The organism is Mycolicibacterium neworleansense (genome assembly GCF_001245615.1).
In the GTDB taxonomy this organism is placed as follows: domain Bacteria; phylum Actinomycetota; class Actinomycetes; order Mycobacteriales; family Mycobacteriaceae; genus Mycobacterium; species Mycobacterium neworleansense.
On the sequence record NZ_CWKH01000001.1, the window covers coordinates 1,361,280 to 1,376,318 of the forward strand.

12 protein-coding genes are annotated in these 15,039 nt (G+C 62.9%); 2 read left to right on the forward strand and 10 right to left on the reverse strand.

Annotated elements, in window-relative coordinates:
* Nucleotides 1–19: 19 nt before the first annotated feature.
* The 3 genes from BN2156_RS06405 to BN2156_RS06415 all read right to left on the reverse strand — a co-directional run bounded on the left by BN2156_RS06405 (nucleotide 20) and on the right by BN2156_RS06415 (nucleotide 3,388).
* On the reverse strand, nucleotides 20–1,285 hold the full coding sequence (locus BN2156_RS06405) for a glycosyltransferase (RefSeq protein ID WP_090511495.1): 1,266 nt from the start codon (nucleotides 1,283–1,285) through the stop codon (nucleotides 20–22).
* 70 nt (nucleotides 1,286–1,355) lie between these two features.
* Complete coding sequence (locus BN2156_RS06410) at nucleotides 1,356–2,195, reverse strand: TylF/MycF/NovP-related O-methyltransferase (protein WP_090511496.1); 840 nt, start codon at nucleotides 2,193–2,195, stop codon at nucleotides 1,356–1,358.
* 209 nt (nucleotides 2,196–2,404) lie between these two features.
* Entirely contained in the window at nucleotides 2,405–3,388 is a 984-nt protein-coding gene (locus BN2156_RS06415) for a class I SAM-dependent methyltransferase (protein ID WP_162490826.1), read from the reverse strand.
* A 215-nt stretch (nucleotides 3,389–3,603) separates the two neighbouring features.
* Between BN2156_RS06415 and BN2156_RS06420 the strand changes: the two genes are divergently transcribed.
* The gene (locus BN2156_RS06420) at nucleotides 3,604–4,380 is read left to right on the forward strand and encodes a GAP family protein (protein ID WP_264034990.1); all 777 of its coding nucleotides are present in this window, start codon (nucleotides 3,604–3,606) and stop codon (nucleotides 4,378–4,380) included.
* A gap of 38 nt (nucleotides 4,381–4,418) precedes the next feature.
* On the opposite strand, the gene BN2156_RS06425 is transcribed toward BN2156_RS06420, so the two are convergent.
* Both BN2156_RS06425 and BN2156_RS06430 read right to left on the reverse strand, forming a co-directional pair.
* On the reverse strand, nucleotides 4,419–5,147 hold the full coding sequence (locus BN2156_RS06425) for a class I SAM-dependent methyltransferase (protein WP_162490827.1): 729 nt from the start codon (nucleotides 5,145–5,147) through the stop codon (nucleotides 4,419–4,421).
* 22 nt (nucleotides 5,148–5,169) lie between these two features.
* A complete protein-coding gene (locus tag BN2156_RS06430) occupies nucleotides 5,170–6,459 on the reverse strand; it encodes a glycosyltransferase (protein WP_090511506.1) in 1,290 nt (429 codons plus the stop codon).
* 432 nt (nucleotides 6,460–6,891) lie between these two features.
* On the opposite strand from BN2156_RS06430, the gene BN2156_RS06435 reads away from it, so the two are divergent.
* Nucleotides 6,892–7,647 (forward strand): GAP family protein, encoded by a 756-nt coding sequence (locus BN2156_RS06435; protein WP_235625226.1) that lies wholly within the window; start codon nucleotides 6,892–6,894, stop codon nucleotides 7,645–7,647.
* A 12-nt stretch (nucleotides 7,648–7,659) separates the two neighbouring features.
* Here the strand turns inward: BN2156_RS06435 and BN2156_RS06440 are convergent, their stop codons facing one another.
* From BN2156_RS06440 to BN2156_RS06460, 5 genes are all read right to left on the reverse strand, one after another.
* Complete coding sequence (locus BN2156_RS06440) at nucleotides 7,660–8,931, reverse strand: glycosyltransferase (RefSeq protein WP_090511511.1); 1,272 nt, start codon at nucleotides 8,929–8,931, stop codon at nucleotides 7,660–7,662.
* Nucleotides 8,932–9,038: 107 nt separating this feature from the next.
* Nucleotides 9,039–10,418 (reverse strand): hypothetical protein, encoded by a 1,380-nt coding sequence (locus BN2156_RS06445; RefSeq protein ID WP_090511513.1) that lies wholly within the window; start codon nucleotides 10,416–10,418, stop codon nucleotides 9,039–9,041.
* Entirely contained in the window at nucleotides 10,418–11,386 is a 969-nt protein-coding gene (locus tag BN2156_RS06450; protein ID WP_090511515.1) for a sulfotransferase family protein, read from the reverse strand. The genes BN2156_RS06445 and BN2156_RS06450 overlap by 1 nt, the downstream gene beginning before the upstream one ends.
* A 307-nt stretch (nucleotides 11,387–11,693) precedes the next feature.
* Nucleotides 11,694–12,038: a hemophore-related protein gene (locus BN2156_RS06455; RefSeq protein ID WP_090511517.1), complete on the reverse strand. Its 345-nt coding sequence runs from the start codon at nucleotides 12,036–12,038 to the stop codon at nucleotides 11,694–11,696.
* A 93-nt stretch (nucleotides 12,039–12,131) separates the two neighbouring features.
* Complete coding sequence (locus tag BN2156_RS06460; protein WP_090511520.1) at nucleotides 12,132–14,999, reverse strand: MMPL/RND family transporter; 2,868 nt, start codon at nucleotides 14,997–14,999, stop codon at nucleotides 12,132–12,134.
* Between the last annotated feature and the right edge of the window lie 40 nt (nucleotides 15,000–15,039).

Genomic DNA, 15,039 nt, shown 5'->3' on the forward strand with positions numbered 1-15,039 from the left:
GAGGTTGATTCGGCTTCTGTCAGGGGCGGCCGAGGGCGGCGAACTTCTCCACGAGGTCCGCGGTGGCCGTCACGCTTTCGGACGCCTTGGTCATGTGCGCGGCGACCTCTCGAGCGCGAACCGCATATTGCGGAGCGAGGATGGTGCGCAGGTCTGCGACCAGTGACTTTTCGGTGGTGGCCGAAAAGCGGCGGGCCGTACCCACATTCAGTCGTTTTACCCGTCTACCCCACAGTGTCTGATCGAGGTCCGTCGACAGGATCAACGTGGGAACTCCGGCACGCAGCCCTGCTGCCGTGGTGCCCAGTCCCCCGTGGTGCACGACTGCGCGGCAACCGGGAAAGGCGGTCGAGTAACTCATCGAGCCGACGACCTTGACGTGATCGGACTGCGGTACGTCGCTCAAGTCGGTTCCGGCAGCGCACACCAAGGCCCGTTCACGCAGCTGCGCGCAGGCGGAGCTGATCATGGCGAGAGTCTTGGCGCCCGATTCCATCGGCAAGCTGCCGAAACCGAAGAAGATCGGCGGTGTTCCCGCGGCGATCCAGGAGGCAACCTCCTCATCGGAATCGCCGGGCAGATCCATGGTCAAAGCCCCGACGAAGGGCCTTTGAGCAGACCATTGCGCCCATTCGGCGGCCAGGCCCGCGAAGCAGACTTCGTCGTAGCCCTGGATCTCCAGACATCCGCGTTCGGTGAGCCGCCATGGTGAGGGTGAGGTGGCCTTCGGCAGTGCCAGTTCACCGCGCTGTATGCCCTCGACCTTCTTCGCGTTGCGCCACGCGATCCATTCGGAAGCCTTCATCGCGCGACGGCCCAGCGGCGCCGGCAGATACGGTACGAACTGACCGTTGGCCCGCAACGGGAACAAGTGGAGGGTGGCCAACCGAATGTCGTAGTACTCAGCGACGTTGCCGGCGGCGTCTTCGAAGTTCACGCCGGTGAACAGCAGGTCAGCCCCCTCGGCGAGTGAGGTGAGGGTGGCGATGATGTCCTTCCAGCATTGGTGAAACGGCTCCACGACTTCGCGCCGCAACCTGATCAGTTCCCGGACTTTCCAGAAATTCCGAAAGAAATGGGTCCAGAAGTCGCGGTGCGCATCGAGCACCGCCTGCAGATCTGGCCCGTATGGAACGGCCGTCACCCCGGCCGCCTCGGCGAAGGAAACCAGGTCAGGGGGGACAGCCATCTGCACCTCGTGCCCGCGAACCCGCAGCTCACGGCCAACGGCCACCAAGGGCTCGATGTCACCACGGGTGCCGTAGCTCGCGAGCACGAATTTCATCGCAGATTCTGGCCTCTCACTTGCCTTGTGCGCGTGCGGAACGCCGGCGAGATCCTCGCCGGCGCCGTCACTACTTGCGCCACAACACAGCAGTCCCGTCGATGTCGACGATCTCGGCCGTAATCCCGTGCTCCGCCCGGTAGTCGGTGACGGCTTCCCGGCAGGGTTTCAGGTCGTGGTAATCGTCGATGATGCAGAAACCCTGTGGGGACAGCCGTGGGTAGAGCGCCTCGAGCGCCTGGATCGTGGACTCGTACAGATCGCCGTCGATCCGCAGGACCGCGATGCGATCGATCGGCGCATCGTGCAGCGTGTCCTTGAACCACCCGGCAAGAAAGCGGACCTGATCATCGAGCAGTCCGTAGCGCTGGAAGTTTGCCCTGACCTCCGTCTCGGGTACGCCCAGGATGCCTGCGAGGCTCTGAGTCCGCAGGCCTTTGTCCGCCTTGTAGTTCTCGGGGTCTGCGGGTGGCAGACCTTCGAACGAATCCGCCACCCAGACGCTTCGCGTCTGATCGCCATAGGCCGCCAGTACAGCCCTCATCAGGATGCAGGCCCCGCCTCGCCACACTCCGCATTCGATCAGGTCGCCCGGGATCTCCTCCGCCAGCACCGTCTCAACGCAATGCTGAAGGCTGGTGAGTCGCTTCATTCCGATCATCGTCTCGGCCTCCGCCGGCCAGTCGATACCCAAGTCTCGCTTGTGCTGAACGAGGGTGCTGCGATTCTCGTTCGGACTGGCAAGGGCAAGTCGATGCGCCCCGCCGCGAACCATCAGGCGATTGAGGGTCTTGAAGTAGAGCCGTCGCCGCAGTGTCCATTGCGCGGGCATTCGCTCGTGCATCCCGTACCTGGTGAGGTTGCCTCGGATCAGTTCGAGGTACAGAGATCGAACGTCGAGATCGGTCACGTGAAACGGGCCCCCAGCTTGTATTCCAGTCGGTTTCGCTGACTCTAGCCCCGAACGGGCATGGACTCGGCTCGGTTTGGTTGATTCAAATTCAATAGTTGACTCGGCGGGTGCTGCTCGATTGACGGGCCAAGGTCCGTCCGAGCTTTCCATCTGGCGCGAACAGCTGGATTGATTGCGGCAGAGCAGATTTCCAGCTGTCTGACGCCTCACATCGCCCGCAGGACGAACCCAGTCTGGTCGCCACGCTGCTGCCGGTTGAGCGATAACGCGCGTTTCTCCCACTCCCACAGCTGCTTGGGTCCAAACATTCGAAGAATCTTGGGATCGGTCACCGCAACGTCCCGTCGATAGGCTTCGCTGCCGAGGAACTGGCCCAAATTCGAATCATCAAACGTACGGACCACTCGCAGTCCAGCCCGCTCGGCTGCCATCGCCATTCCCTGCCGCGACGGTATGACCATGTGCCGGGGCGCATCGGCCTGCACCCAGTCCGCCCGGTAAGTTGCCCAGGCTTCTGACGAGGTCGTGGGCACACGAGCCAGACACATAGCTCCCGCAGCGAGCTTGTCGTAGGCAACCTTGAGCATTGCGACCGGATCGGGAACGTGCTCGAGGGAATGATTGAACATCACGAGGTCGAATCTGCCGTCGACCTCGCTCAAATCGCGCTTCATCAATGGCACACCTTCGGCAGACACCCCGTCTGCCACGATGAACGGATCCACACCGAGCAAATTATTGAATCCAATTCGACTCAAGCGGTCGAGCAGTCCACCGGTACCACAGCCGACATCCAGAATTCGTGCCTCACGCTTGACTTCAAGTTGAGCGAGCATCTTGACGACGTCTCCGCCGAGGAGCACGCGGAAGATCCCTTCGGACACCCGTGCCGTTATGAGGGCACTGAGCATCCGGTTGCCGCCGCCGCGCAGCTTGTACTCGTCGTGCTGGGTAACCAGCCATCGGAACGCAGTCGGCTCGGCCGACGCATTGTGAGAGTAGTAGTTTGGCGGATAATGGCGCATGAGTTCTTCGCCCTCGAGCGCATCATGGATCTGCAGGGTGTCGCACGCAGCGCAGCTGAAATACTCGAACAGTTCCCGAGTGCCGAACATCATCTCGCGAACTTCGATTGCCTGATGAGGACCGGTTGACCCGCATAGTCGGCAATCTCTGGTAACCGCGTTCACTCGGCCAACCTCAGAGATCTCCACGCCACCGGAGCAGGATAGCGTTTGCGGACGCTGCCCGTGCTGAAACCGCCATGCCGCTGGAGTCAGCATGCGGACGAAGTTTGCTCTGGCACGCCGACTTTGGCGCACGGTGAGCACTGTGAGCAACCAGGGTTTCAAAAGAGCGGACAGTTCCGGGCAACCGAGTTAGTGTTTCGGCGGTGTGGGGTTCGGTGCTTGCGCTAGGTGTTCTGGTTGGGCTGGATCCCATGCGACTCGGCATCACCCTTCTCGTGATCTCACGTCCGCGACCAGTGCAGAACCTGCTCATGTTCGGAGCCGGGTGCGTAACGGCATGCATTCCCACCTTGGTGATTCCGCTGACGCTGCTGCACCTCACGCCGATGTTCAAGTCCACGGCGGAATCGTGGGCCAAGAGCTCTACCGGCGGTTACATTCAAATCGGCATGGGTTCTGTCGCGCTGATGACGGCCACGGTGCTGACCGTGCACTTCTGGGCGCGCCGGCGGGTGGAAGTGCCGGCTCCGGAGGGTGGCGCGTCGACCCTGGTGTCGGACGCGAAGACGTCGACACCGGTCTCGCGGCTCCTGGCCCGCGCGCAGGATGCCCCGGCAGAGGGTGGGTCCTTCTTCCGGCGGTTGTTGCGGCGCGGCCATGATGCGTGGGAAGACGGTTCCTTGTGGGTCTCGTTCGTCATCGGCTTCTCGTTTGCCGGTACGCCGCCCGACGTGGCTCTGTTCCTGCTTGCGATCGTCGTGGTGTCGGGAGCTGCCGTGGGCACGCAGATCACCGCCACCATCGCGTTCGTGGTGGGGATGCTGGCCGTTGTCGAGATCGTCCTCATCAGTTATCTGGCCGCACCCTCGAAAACCGAAGCCATCGTGCAACGGCTGCACGATTGGGCCTGGGCGCATCATCGAAAGATCCTGGTGGCCATGTGCGTATTGGCCGGCGCAATGCTGATCTCCAAGGGCTTGAACAGCATCTGAGTCGTAGCTGCGAGCCATCTCCTCCGGTTGGCACCGGGTTAGGAGCGACTGGCTACCGCCACCGTCGGCCCCAATACCCGCCGAGTCCGAAACTCCACCGTGATGGACGGGTCGGCGTGACGGCCCAGCGCACGCAGCGCCGACGGGCTGTAGGCGCGGAGCGAGCTGATGAACCCGTCGTGTTGCAGCGGAGAGATCCTGACAAGCGGCAGCACCACCGCCAACAACGCGATGTGCAGGGGTGCGGGCGGTCGGGGAAGGTCGACTATCAGGAGCTTCTTCGCTGCGCGGGTACCTGCCGCGAACACTCGGGCCGCGAGCTCCGGAGGCAGATGGTGCAGCGACAACGCGAACACCGCGAGGTCGTAATAGCCCTCTGGAGCGTCGATTTCAGTGGCATCCATTTGCCGCACGGTGGCGCGTGGGTGACTGCCGAGGTCTCCCTCTGCCATATCTGCGACAAACGCCGGTTCGATGTCGGTGACCGTCATCTGGGCGGTGGGATGGCTGTCCAGCAGCTTGCGCGATAGACCGCCGAGGCCTGCACCGAGTTCGAGGATCCTCGGAGCGGGCACCTCAGCCACCTCGCGAAGCACCATCTGGGCGCATTTGTCGTGAATGCCGATCCGCCGCCGTCTCCCGGCGCGGTCGAGTGAATCCATGACTTTGCGTTTCAGATCGTCGACATCGTCCCGATCCAGGTACTCCAGCCGGTTGGTCTGCAAACGCCGGTCCAGCCAGGACGCATCAGGTCCGCCCCGGGGCATGTTCTCGATGTCGCGGATGCCGCTATCCACGGAGCCCAACTTGTCTGAGCTGCGCGAGCTTTTCCAGCAGGTCGGCGGCGGCCGCAGCGCTTTCGGCGGGCTTGGTCATCTGTGTGGCGACCTCGCGGGCACGGGTCGCATACCGCGGCTCGAGAATCGTGCGCAGGTCAGCCACCAACGACTTCTGGGTGGTAGCCGAAAGCCGCCGGGCGGTACCAACTTTCAGCTGTTTGATCCGCGCGCCCCACAGCGTCTGGTCCAGATCGGTTGAGAGGACCAAAGTGGGCACACCTGCGCGCAAACCCGCAGCGGTGGTACCCGCACCACCGTGGTGCACGACCGCCCGGCAGGCAGGAAAGGCGGCTGCGTAGTTCATGGTGTCCACGATTTTGACGTGGTCGAGGTGCGGGAGGTTGCTGAAGTCACTCGCGCCGGCGCACACCAACGCCCGCTCTCCAAGCTCGGCACATGCGGCACTGATCATCGCCAGCGTGTCAGCGCCTGAATCCACCGGCATGCTGCCGAAACCGAAGCAGATCGGCGGTGTGCCGGCAGCAATCCACGTGGCGATTTCGTCGTCGTTTTCCGTTGGCAGCTCCATCGTCAACGCACCGACAAAAGGCCTTTGGCCATCCCATTTCGCCCATTCGGCAGCAAGTCCCGGAAAGTAGATCTCGTCGTAGGCTTGGATTTCCAGCGAGCCGCGCTCGGCCACCCGCCACGCCGAAGGACCGGTGGCCTTGGGTAGACCCAGCTCGCGCCGCTGCGGATCCTCCAGGCGCTTCATCATGGGCCAACTCAGCCACTCCGACGCCCTCATCATCGTGCGGGCCAACCGCGCGGGTAGGGCCGGAACGAGCTGACCGTTGGGCCGCAACGGAAACACATGGAGCATGGCGAAAGGGATGTCGCATGCCTCCGCGACATTGCCCGCGGCCTCCTCGCCGATCACGCCGGTGAACAGCACATCCGCCCCGTCCGCCAACGACATCAGCGTCCTGCTGACTTCCTGCCAGTACTGGTCGAACAGATGCCATTCCTCGCGCAGCAACCCGACCAGATCGCCGACCCGCCAGAAGTTCTTCCAGAACTTGCGCAAGAAGCGGGCCCAGAAGTCACGGTTCAAGTCTTGCCACACCCGGACATCGGGCCCGCAGGCTATGGCCTCCGGACCGGCAGCCTCCACGAACTCAACCAGATCGGGCGAGACGGCCATCCGTACTTCGTGTCCGCGGCGCAGCAGCTCACGGCCGACCGCCACACCGGGCTCGACGTCACCACGAGTCCCGTAGAAAGCCAGCACAAATTTCATCGCGAAGACCTTGAGCCTTTCAAATTGTCGCGCCCGTAGGGCGCCCAGAGACATCGGTCATTATCCCGATCCCCTGCCCGTTCCGGTCCGAAACTGAAGAGGAACCTGTGCCAGGTTCAACCGAGATCAAATGGATCCATCCGTGATGGGCGTTGTCATCCCATGGCCGCACCAGGAGGCCTGCCGAGCCCCGAACCGCCCGCGGGCGGACCGAGGCCGGCTCATCGGACCGACCGTCGCGCGCACCTGTCCGGCAGTCAAACCGAAACGACGGCAAGTACTCTCAACGCACCGCAGGAAGTATCCGCAGCTGGTACTCCACGCACTGATCTCCGCTGGCCCGGCCGATCAAGATCGCCAGGGTTTCGAAAGCCACAAAATACAAACAACCAGCAGGTAGTGTCCCGGGCCGTGTGGGGCTCACTACTCGGGATGGCCGTTCTGATGGCGTTCAATCCCGCCCTGCTGGCCCTCATCCTCCTGGTGATCTCCCGTCCGCGTCCTGTGCAGAACCTGCTCGTCTGCTGGATCGGGTCCCTCACGACGAACATTCCGGCCCTGGTGATCCCGGTGCTGTTGCTGCACCGTGCGCCCATGTTCAGCCCTCAAGCCCCAGCCGCCAGCGCCGCGACCCGGCACATACAACTCGGCATGGGTGTGCTCGTGCTGTCGGTCGCCGGGCTGATCGCAGTACGTTTCTGGTTGGGTCGGCGAGCGCGGGTGCCGGCGCCGAGCGGCAACAGCTCGGGCCAGGTGCTGGAATCCGAGCGGCCGGCACCGATGTCTTCGCCGTTCGCGGCCCTGCAAGATGTGCCGGACGGCAAATCCGCAATTCGGCGGCTGTTCGGTCGCCTTCAAAGAGCTTGGGACAGTGGCGCTTTGTGGGTCGCTTTGGTCTGCGGCATGGGATTCTTGCCGGGATTCCCGTTGGTCCTGTTCGTGGCCACCACCGTCGCGTCCTCCGGGGCCTCGACGGGCACCCAGATCGTCGCCGTAATCCTGTTTGTCGTCGCGATGTTCACGGTTTTCGAGGTCGTCGTGGTCAGCTATCTGATCGCGCCGGTGCGCACCGAAGCGGTGTTGGGACCGGTGCACGACTGGGCGCTGGCCAACCGTCGCCAGGTGATGATCGGCATCTTCGTGATGATCGGGTTGCTGCAGGTGGTGAAGGGCTTGAACATCATCTGAGTTCGACGTCGGTCAAGAAGCCTTGGCGGCGAACCGTTCCAGAAGATCAGCGGTGTTGGCAACGCTTTCATCCGGTCTGGTCATCTGGGTGGCGACCTCACGTGCCCGGGCGACATACTGCGGATCAAGAATCGTGCGTAGGTCTGCGACGAGAGATTCGCTACTGACAGCCGATATACGCCGGCCCAGGCCAACTTTCAGCCTTTTGACCCGAGTTGCCCAGATCGCCTGATCGAGCGCCGTCCAGAACACCAGCATCGGTACACCGGCGCGCAGACCCGCCGACATGGTGCCCATGCCACCGTGGTGCACCAAGGCGCGGCAGGCTGGGAACACGGCGGCGAAGTTCATCGTGTCCACGACCTTGACCCGGTCGGAATCCGGGATCTGGCTGAAGTCGCTCGAACCGGCGCACACCAACGCCCGCTCTCCCAGCTCCGCGCAAGCGGTTTCGATCATGGCAAGGGTGTCTGAGGGAGATTTGACCGGTGTGCTGCCGAAGCTGAAGAAAATCGGCGGTGTTCCCGCGGCAATCCAGGCGGCGACGTCGTCATCGCCGGCCGTTGACAGCTGCATCGTCAGCGCTCCGACAAAGGGCCTTTGGCCATTCCATTTCGCCCATTCGGTGGCCAGTCCGGGAAAGCAGACCTGATCGTAAGCCTGAATCTCCAATGATCCGCGGTCGGCCATCCTCCGTGGTGAGGAGCCGGTGGCCTTGGGCAGACCCAGCTGCCGGCGCTGCGCATCGTCGAACTTCTTCACCCCGCGCCAGTTCGCCCACTCGTATGCCTTCAGCGCATAACGACCCAGCGTCGGTGGTAGGAATCCGAGCATCCGCCCGTTGGGACGAACAGGCGAGACGTGCACTGTCGCCAATGGAATGCCGTAGTACTCTGCAACATTGAGGGCCGGCGGCTCGAAATTCAGGAAAGTGATGAGTAGGTCGGCACCGTCGGCCAGCGACGTCAGCGTGGTGGAGATCTCCTCCCAGAACTGGACGACCGACTCCCCGATCTCGCGCATCTCGCGCCACAGTCTGGTCAGTTCTCCGACCTTCCAGAAGTTGCCGAAGAATCGGATCCAGAAGTCTCGGTGCGCATCCGCCCATACCGCCGTGTCCGGTCCGTAGGGAACTGTCGGAAGGCCGGCCGCCTCAGCGAAACCTACGAGGTCCGGTGATACCGCCAGCCGCACGTCGTGGCCGCGGCGCAGCAACTCGCAGCCGACCGCGACGCACGGCTCCACGTCTCCGCGAGTTCCATAGCTTGCCAGCACCAGCTTCATAGCGCTTCTTTCGACATGAGGTCTCCACTCGACCTGTTGCGAACAACGCTGCAGCGCCGGGTGTTCGGGGTCGAACCGTAAAGGCTACCCACGGTTTTACGCGCACGTCAGTGAATTTCCCCGGTCAGGCCGAAATCAGTCAGCGTGCGAGTGGCCAATTCACGCAATGCACACGTGGTGTTCTCGGCGCCAGGCTGATAAGCGCCCACGCTGATGAAAATCTTGCCGCTGATGCGTCCGGAAAGGATGACAGTGCGGCCGCCTGTTCGTTCGAGGAGCTGTCGCGATTCTCGTTGCCCAGTCGTGCGTGCGTTGGCGAAGGCAGCCAGCGTGCCATCGGCCTGACTGATCAGTGAGCTCAGATCGCCGAGATAAGAAGAGAACACTGCCTGGTCGGGATCGGCGGGCGCTCGGGCCACCATCTGTTTCAGCATCCGCTTCGGCACGAATGACGGCAGCCATAAGAGTTGCTTTGACTCGTCCGAGGTCTCTTTCAGAGTCCTGAGCGTCTGTTTGACGGCTGCCCGGATCTCGCTCAAATCGGTTGTGCACTGTGCCGGGTCGACCGTGACGCGCGCGTACGACAGTGCCATCGCCCGGGTGTCGTTCTCGTCCGCGCGGTCACTGATCGGGATCTGGAGTGTGACGGCGCCGTCCTCGGCGCGTACGCGCCCGATGTTCTGCCCGAACTTGGCCGCGAAAGCCGCTGCCAGAGTGTGGCTCGCTCCGCCCAGGGCGGTCGCTCGCGCGTCCCAGTCATTCAGGTCGACATAGATCGTGAGGGCCGGCACGAGGACGACCTCATCGGCTCCCTCGACCGAGGCCGGGCGCGGTGCCGACGAACGCTGACCTTCAACCGCCGTGCGCGTTTGCTTCCGGGCCGATTTCACCGCGCTGACAAGCGCTCGGGCGACATTCGGCACGTCCCGGGCTGTCTGTCGGACATCCTGGCCCAATGCGCGCAGTCGTGTCCGTGACAGTGGCGGAGGGTAGTCAAGATCGCGCGTTTTGCCCAGGACCCCTTCGACTATGACAAGGGCGAGCCCGAGGCCGTCGATCAAGTTGTGTGAAAGTACGAGGCTGACGGCGGTCGAGCCGTCGTCGAGGGGAAGGACGCCGATGTGCCAGCCCGGACCCGATTGTGCGTTGACGGGAAGTTGCGACCGTTCATCGACCCAATTGCCGAACTCGGTGCGCGGGCGGATCGTCTCGACGACGTCGACGTCCGACGGTCCACGATCGGCGACCCACCGATGCCGCGCGATCGGTAACGCCGGACGCTCGATGCGACGCCCCAACAACCCCCGGCCGAGATTGTGGTGGAACCGGCGCAACCCATCGAGATCGACAGGACGCTCATACAGCCAGGTGACCTGTATGACCACGTTCATGCCGGCAGCCTGATGCTCGGCCAACAGGGCTTCGTCTGCCAATGCGAGCCGATTATCCGGTCGTACAGGCGGTTTGGATGTGCGGCGGATGCTCATCAAGCCCAAGTTCCCCGGCGCCGGTGAGCCATCGCGACGACCTCGTAGCGAAACTTGAGGATGGAGGGCCTGATGAATCGGTTGAGCTTGTGCAGGCGAGCGGAATTCTCGAATACCTTCCGGAAACCCTGTTCGCTCGCCCGATATTCGGCATAGACCCGATCCAGCGCAGACTGATCCCAGGGTTCATCACGCGCCGCCGCGTGCAACGCCTCGTAGACGCCAGAAATCCAATCGGTGCCGAAGGTTTCGTCCACTGGGCCAGTACGCCGCTGGCGGTGAAGATCTGGTGTCAGGAACTCCTCGATGGCGCTCTCATCCCGCTTCTCCAGATCGATGCCGAGTGCTACCGAGATCCGTTTCACTTCCCGACGCCAATCCTCGAGGAGGTTGGCGTACTCGACGAACACGCGCGGCAGCTCGCGGGTGTCGCGCTCTGCCAGCAAGTTGAATTTCAGCCACAGCGCGCTGCCGAGTTCGGGCAGTGTGAGAAAGTCCGCCGCGCCCGATGCGATGACTTCCTGCGGCGGGCGCACCATGTTCACGACCGCGACGTCGAAGCCGGCCTGCCGCGCGGCCTCGAACCACAAGCCGGACAACAGCGTTATCTGCAGATCTTTGATGAGTACGAGCGGCGCGGCGGGCAGCGTGGCGAAGAACTGTCCGATCTTGTTGATGCAGGCGGCCTTCTGGCTTGCATCAAAGCCGCCTTCTTCTTGCAGACGCAGCGACGCGTCGAACACGGCGCTGCCGTGGCTACGCAAAATCGTGTTGTTGAGATGCAGGGACGCCCGCGGCTCCCAGTAACCGCGCGGGTTTCGCGGGTCGGCGCCGGACAATCCAGTCGGGAGCGTGGCACCGCACAACGACAGCACACGGGTAACAGCCGACGTACCAGATCGAGGCACGCCCAACACAAACAGGGCTACGGGACGGGCCGAAGATCCGCTGTGTCCGGCCGGGTTCACAGACACGGCTCCGGGTACGGTGCTGCGGACAGCTCAGGAGCGCGGCGGTCCGCGGCGAGGTTCGACGACGATGCGTTCGGGCATGTCCCTGCGGTGCCGTTCGCGGCGTGGTATCGGCTCTGAATCATGCCCGCAGAGTATTCGGATATGCGGGGTTGACGTCGTGAATTGCCATATGCCGCAAGATCTTCTGGCCGTCCCGCGCGGTCATGTGACGACACCCGGGCACCGGCCGACAACTGCCGACGGTCAGGCCCTGCGGGCAGATTCTCCGCCGGAAACCAACATGATGGCTCCCATCTCGGGATCAGAAGTTGTTGCAGGTGTTGAAAGCCTGCTCGATCGTGCCCAGGTACGGCTGAAAAATCGGAGCGTTGGCCACGTCCTGGGCTGTCCTCGCCCGCTTGTCCGGCGGGTCGGCGATGAATTGACGTAAGCCGCGCTGCAGGATCGGCGACTGGTCGAAGGCCTGACGGACCTGGGGATCTTGCGCATCGAGCGCCGACACCAACTGCGGGTAACTGCAGGTCGTGTTGATCGCGGAATCCAGGTTGGGCCCCGCGGATGCGACACCGGCGCCTGCGGTCAAGGACAATGCCAGCCCTCCGAGCCCGACAGCCAGTCTGGTCAGCGACGGACGGAACGTATACAAACTTCCTCCCTACCATTGCTCCCGACCCTTCCGACTGTAATCGGCTCGGGCCGATCTCACCCATGAATTGGCCAGTTCTGAATCAGCACGAAATTAGGCCTCCTGCTTGACCAGTGGGCCGGAAGGAAGCGTCACCGGGCCCAGGACCGCGCTGGCCGGCCGTTGCCGGACCCTCAGCGGCCACCAGAACCACCGCCCGAGCAACGCGGCGATCGCAGGTGTCATGAATGCACGTACCACCAGGGTGTCGAACAACAATCCCAGCCCGATGGTGGAACCGACCTGGCCGATGATGCGCAGGTCACTGACGACCATCGACAACATGGTGAACGCGAACACCAGACCTGCCGACGTCACCACCTTGCCCGTGCCGCCCATCGCCCGGATGATGCCCGTATTGATCCCGGCGCCGACTTCTTCCTTCATCCGCGATACCAGCAACAGGTTGTAATCGGAACCCACGGCCAAGAGGACGATCACAGACATGGCCAGAACCAGCCAGTGCAACTCGATGCCGAGGATGTGCTGCCAGACCAGCACCGACAAGCCGAAGGCCGCGCCCAGGGAAAGCGCCACGGTGCCGACGATCACCAGCGCAGCGACCAAACTCCGCGTCACGACCAGCATGATGCCGAAAATCAGACAGAGTGCCGCGACACCCGCAATCAGGAGATCGTATTTGGACCCGTCACGCAGGTCCTTGTATGTCGCAGCGGTTCCGGCCAGATGGATCGAGGCGTTCTCCAGCGGCGTCACCTTGATCGCTTCCTCGGCCGCCGTCCGCACCGCGTCGACCCGTGAGATGCCCTCGGGCGTTCCGGGATCACCGCGGTGCGTGAGGATCAGCCGTACCGCTTTGCCGTCCGGAGAGAAGAACAGACTCATCGCGCGTTGGAAGTCCTTGTTCTCGAACACTTCCGGAGGCAGATAAAAGGAATCGTCATTCTGGGCGCCGTCGTAGATCTTCCCCAACGCGGTGGCGTTCGACGTCGTGTCTTCCATGATCGCGATCATCCCGGACATGGTGCTGTGCATCGTCAGCATCATGGTCCGCATCGACTTCATGATCTCGATCATCGGCGGCAGTTGCGTGACGAGTTGCGCCTGTAGCCCGTCGACTCGCACCAAATTGTCGAGCAGTTTGTGCAGCTGAAGGCTGAGCCGGTCAGTGCCGTCGAGCGCGTCGAACACCGATCGGATGGCGAAACAAACGGGAATGTTGTAGCAGTGCGGTTCCCAATACAGATAGTTGCGGAGCGGCCGGTAGAAATCGTCGAAACTCGCAACAGTCGCCATCAACTGGTCGGTGAGATCGGCTGTTTCGCCGGTCAACTCGACCGTGTTGTGGGTGATCGAGCCGATCAACTTCATGAGGTTGTGGGTGCCCTGCATCTGGGTGATCATCCGCTGCATGTCGTCGGCCTGCTTCAACATGCCGTCCATGCGGTCTTTGGCAAACGGCACGATCTGACGGAGACCGGCGCTCTGGAGGCTGATCTGAAATGGGATCGACGTACGCTCGATCGGGCTGCCCTCTGGACGGGTGATGCTCTGTACCGTGGCGATTCCCGGGACCGCGAAGACCTGTTTGGCCAGTTTGTGCAGGACCAGAAAATCGGTCGGATTGCGCATGTCATGGTCTGCCTCGAGCATCAGGATGTCGGGCGTCATCCGCGACTCGGGGAAATGTCGCTCCGCGGCCGCATAACCCAGATTGGCCGGAATCTCCTGGGGCACATACAGGCGATCGTCGTAGCTGGTTTGGTACCCGGGCAGCGCCAACAGTCCGATGAACGCCACCGCGCAAGCCGCGGCGAGAATGGGCACCGGCCACCGAACGACCGCGGTGCCCACGCCGCGCCAACGGCGGACCATGAGCCGGCGCTTGGGTTCGAACAACCCGAAACGGCCACCGACGGCAATGACTGCCGGGACCAGCGTGACGGCCACCGCCACCGCGACTGCCATACCCACGGCGGAAGGAATGCCCATCGTCTCGAAGTAGGGCAACCGGGTGAAGCTCAGACAATAAAGGGCTCCGGCAATCGTCAAGCCCGAAGCCACAACGACTTTGGCGACGCTGCGGTAGGTGGTGTAGAACGCGGTCTCGCGGTCCTCCCCGGCTTGCCGCGCCTCGTGATATCGCCCGACGAAGAATATGCCGTAGTCCGTTCCGACCGCGATCCCGAGTGAGACCAGCAGATTGACCGCGAAGGTCGACAGCCCGATTACGTCGTGATCGCCCAGGAATGCGACGACTCCCCTGGCCGCCTGCACCTGAACGCCCACCATGACCAGCAGGAGAACGACGGTGATGATCGAGCGATACACGAACAGCAACATCGCGAAGATCACCACGAGGGTCACCAAGGTGATCCTGATGATCGACGTATCGCCGGCGTGGTTCATGTCCGTCACCAACGGCGCCGGACCGGTGACGTACGCCCTGACCCCCGGTGGCGCCGGTGTGCCGGCCACGATGTCCCGGACAGCTTGCACAGACTCGTTCGCCAGGGCCTGCCCCTGATTACCCGCGAGATTCACCTGCACATAAGCACTCAGATCATCGGCGCTCTGAACGCCCGCCGCGGTGAGCGAGTCCCCCCAGTAATCCTGGACGTGCTGCACATGCGTCGTATCGGCTCGCAACTGACGAATCAGGGCGTCGTAGTAGCCGTGTGCGTCTTCGCCGAGGGGCTTGTCTGCCTCCAAGACGATCATCGCGACGCTGTCGGAATCGGATTCCTTGAACACCTGACCCATACGCTGCATCGCCTGAAACGACGGCGCGTCTTTGGGAACCAGCGATACCGAACTTTCCCGCCCGACTTGTTCCAGCGAGGGAACAGCAAAGGTGAGGACGGCGGTGATCGCCAACCAGCCGAGGATGATCGGCACCGCCAGCCGATAGATCACCCGAGCGATCACCGGTGGTCGGTCGGTTCTGTGCCGTTCGCTCATGCGGCTTTCACCGCACAGGAGGAAGACGCTTTCATGTCAG

Bases quoted from the DNA above. Each gene is read 5' to 3' on its own strand.
- BN2156_RS06435 (WP_235625226.1), top strand. From the start codon at position 6,892: ATGGCCGTTCTGATGGCGTTCAATCCCGCCCTGCTGGCCCTCATCCTC.
- BN2156_RS06425 (WP_162490827.1), bottom strand. From the start codon at position 5,147: ATGCCCCGGGGCGGACCTGATGCGTCCTGGCTGGACCGGCGTTTGCAG.
- BN2156_RS06445 (WP_090511513.1), bottom strand. From the start codon at position 10,418: ATGAGCATCCGCCGCACATCCAAACCGCCTGTACGACCGGATAATCGG.
- BN2156_RS06440 (WP_090511511.1), bottom strand. From the start codon at position 8,931: ATGAAGCTGGTGCTGGCAAGCTATGGAACTCGCGGAGACGTGGAGCCG.
- BN2156_RS06430 (WP_090511506.1), bottom strand. From the start codon at position 6,459: ATGAAATTTGTGCTGGCTTTCTACGGGACTCGTGGTGACGTCGAGCCC.
- BN2156_RS06405 (WP_090511495.1), bottom strand. From the start codon at position 1,285: ATGAAATTCGTGCTCGCGAGCTACGGCACCCGTGGTGACATCGAGCCC.
- BN2156_RS06460 (WP_090511520.1), bottom strand. From the start codon at position 14,999: ATGAGCGAACGGCACAGAACCGACCGACCACCGGTGATCGCTCGGGTG.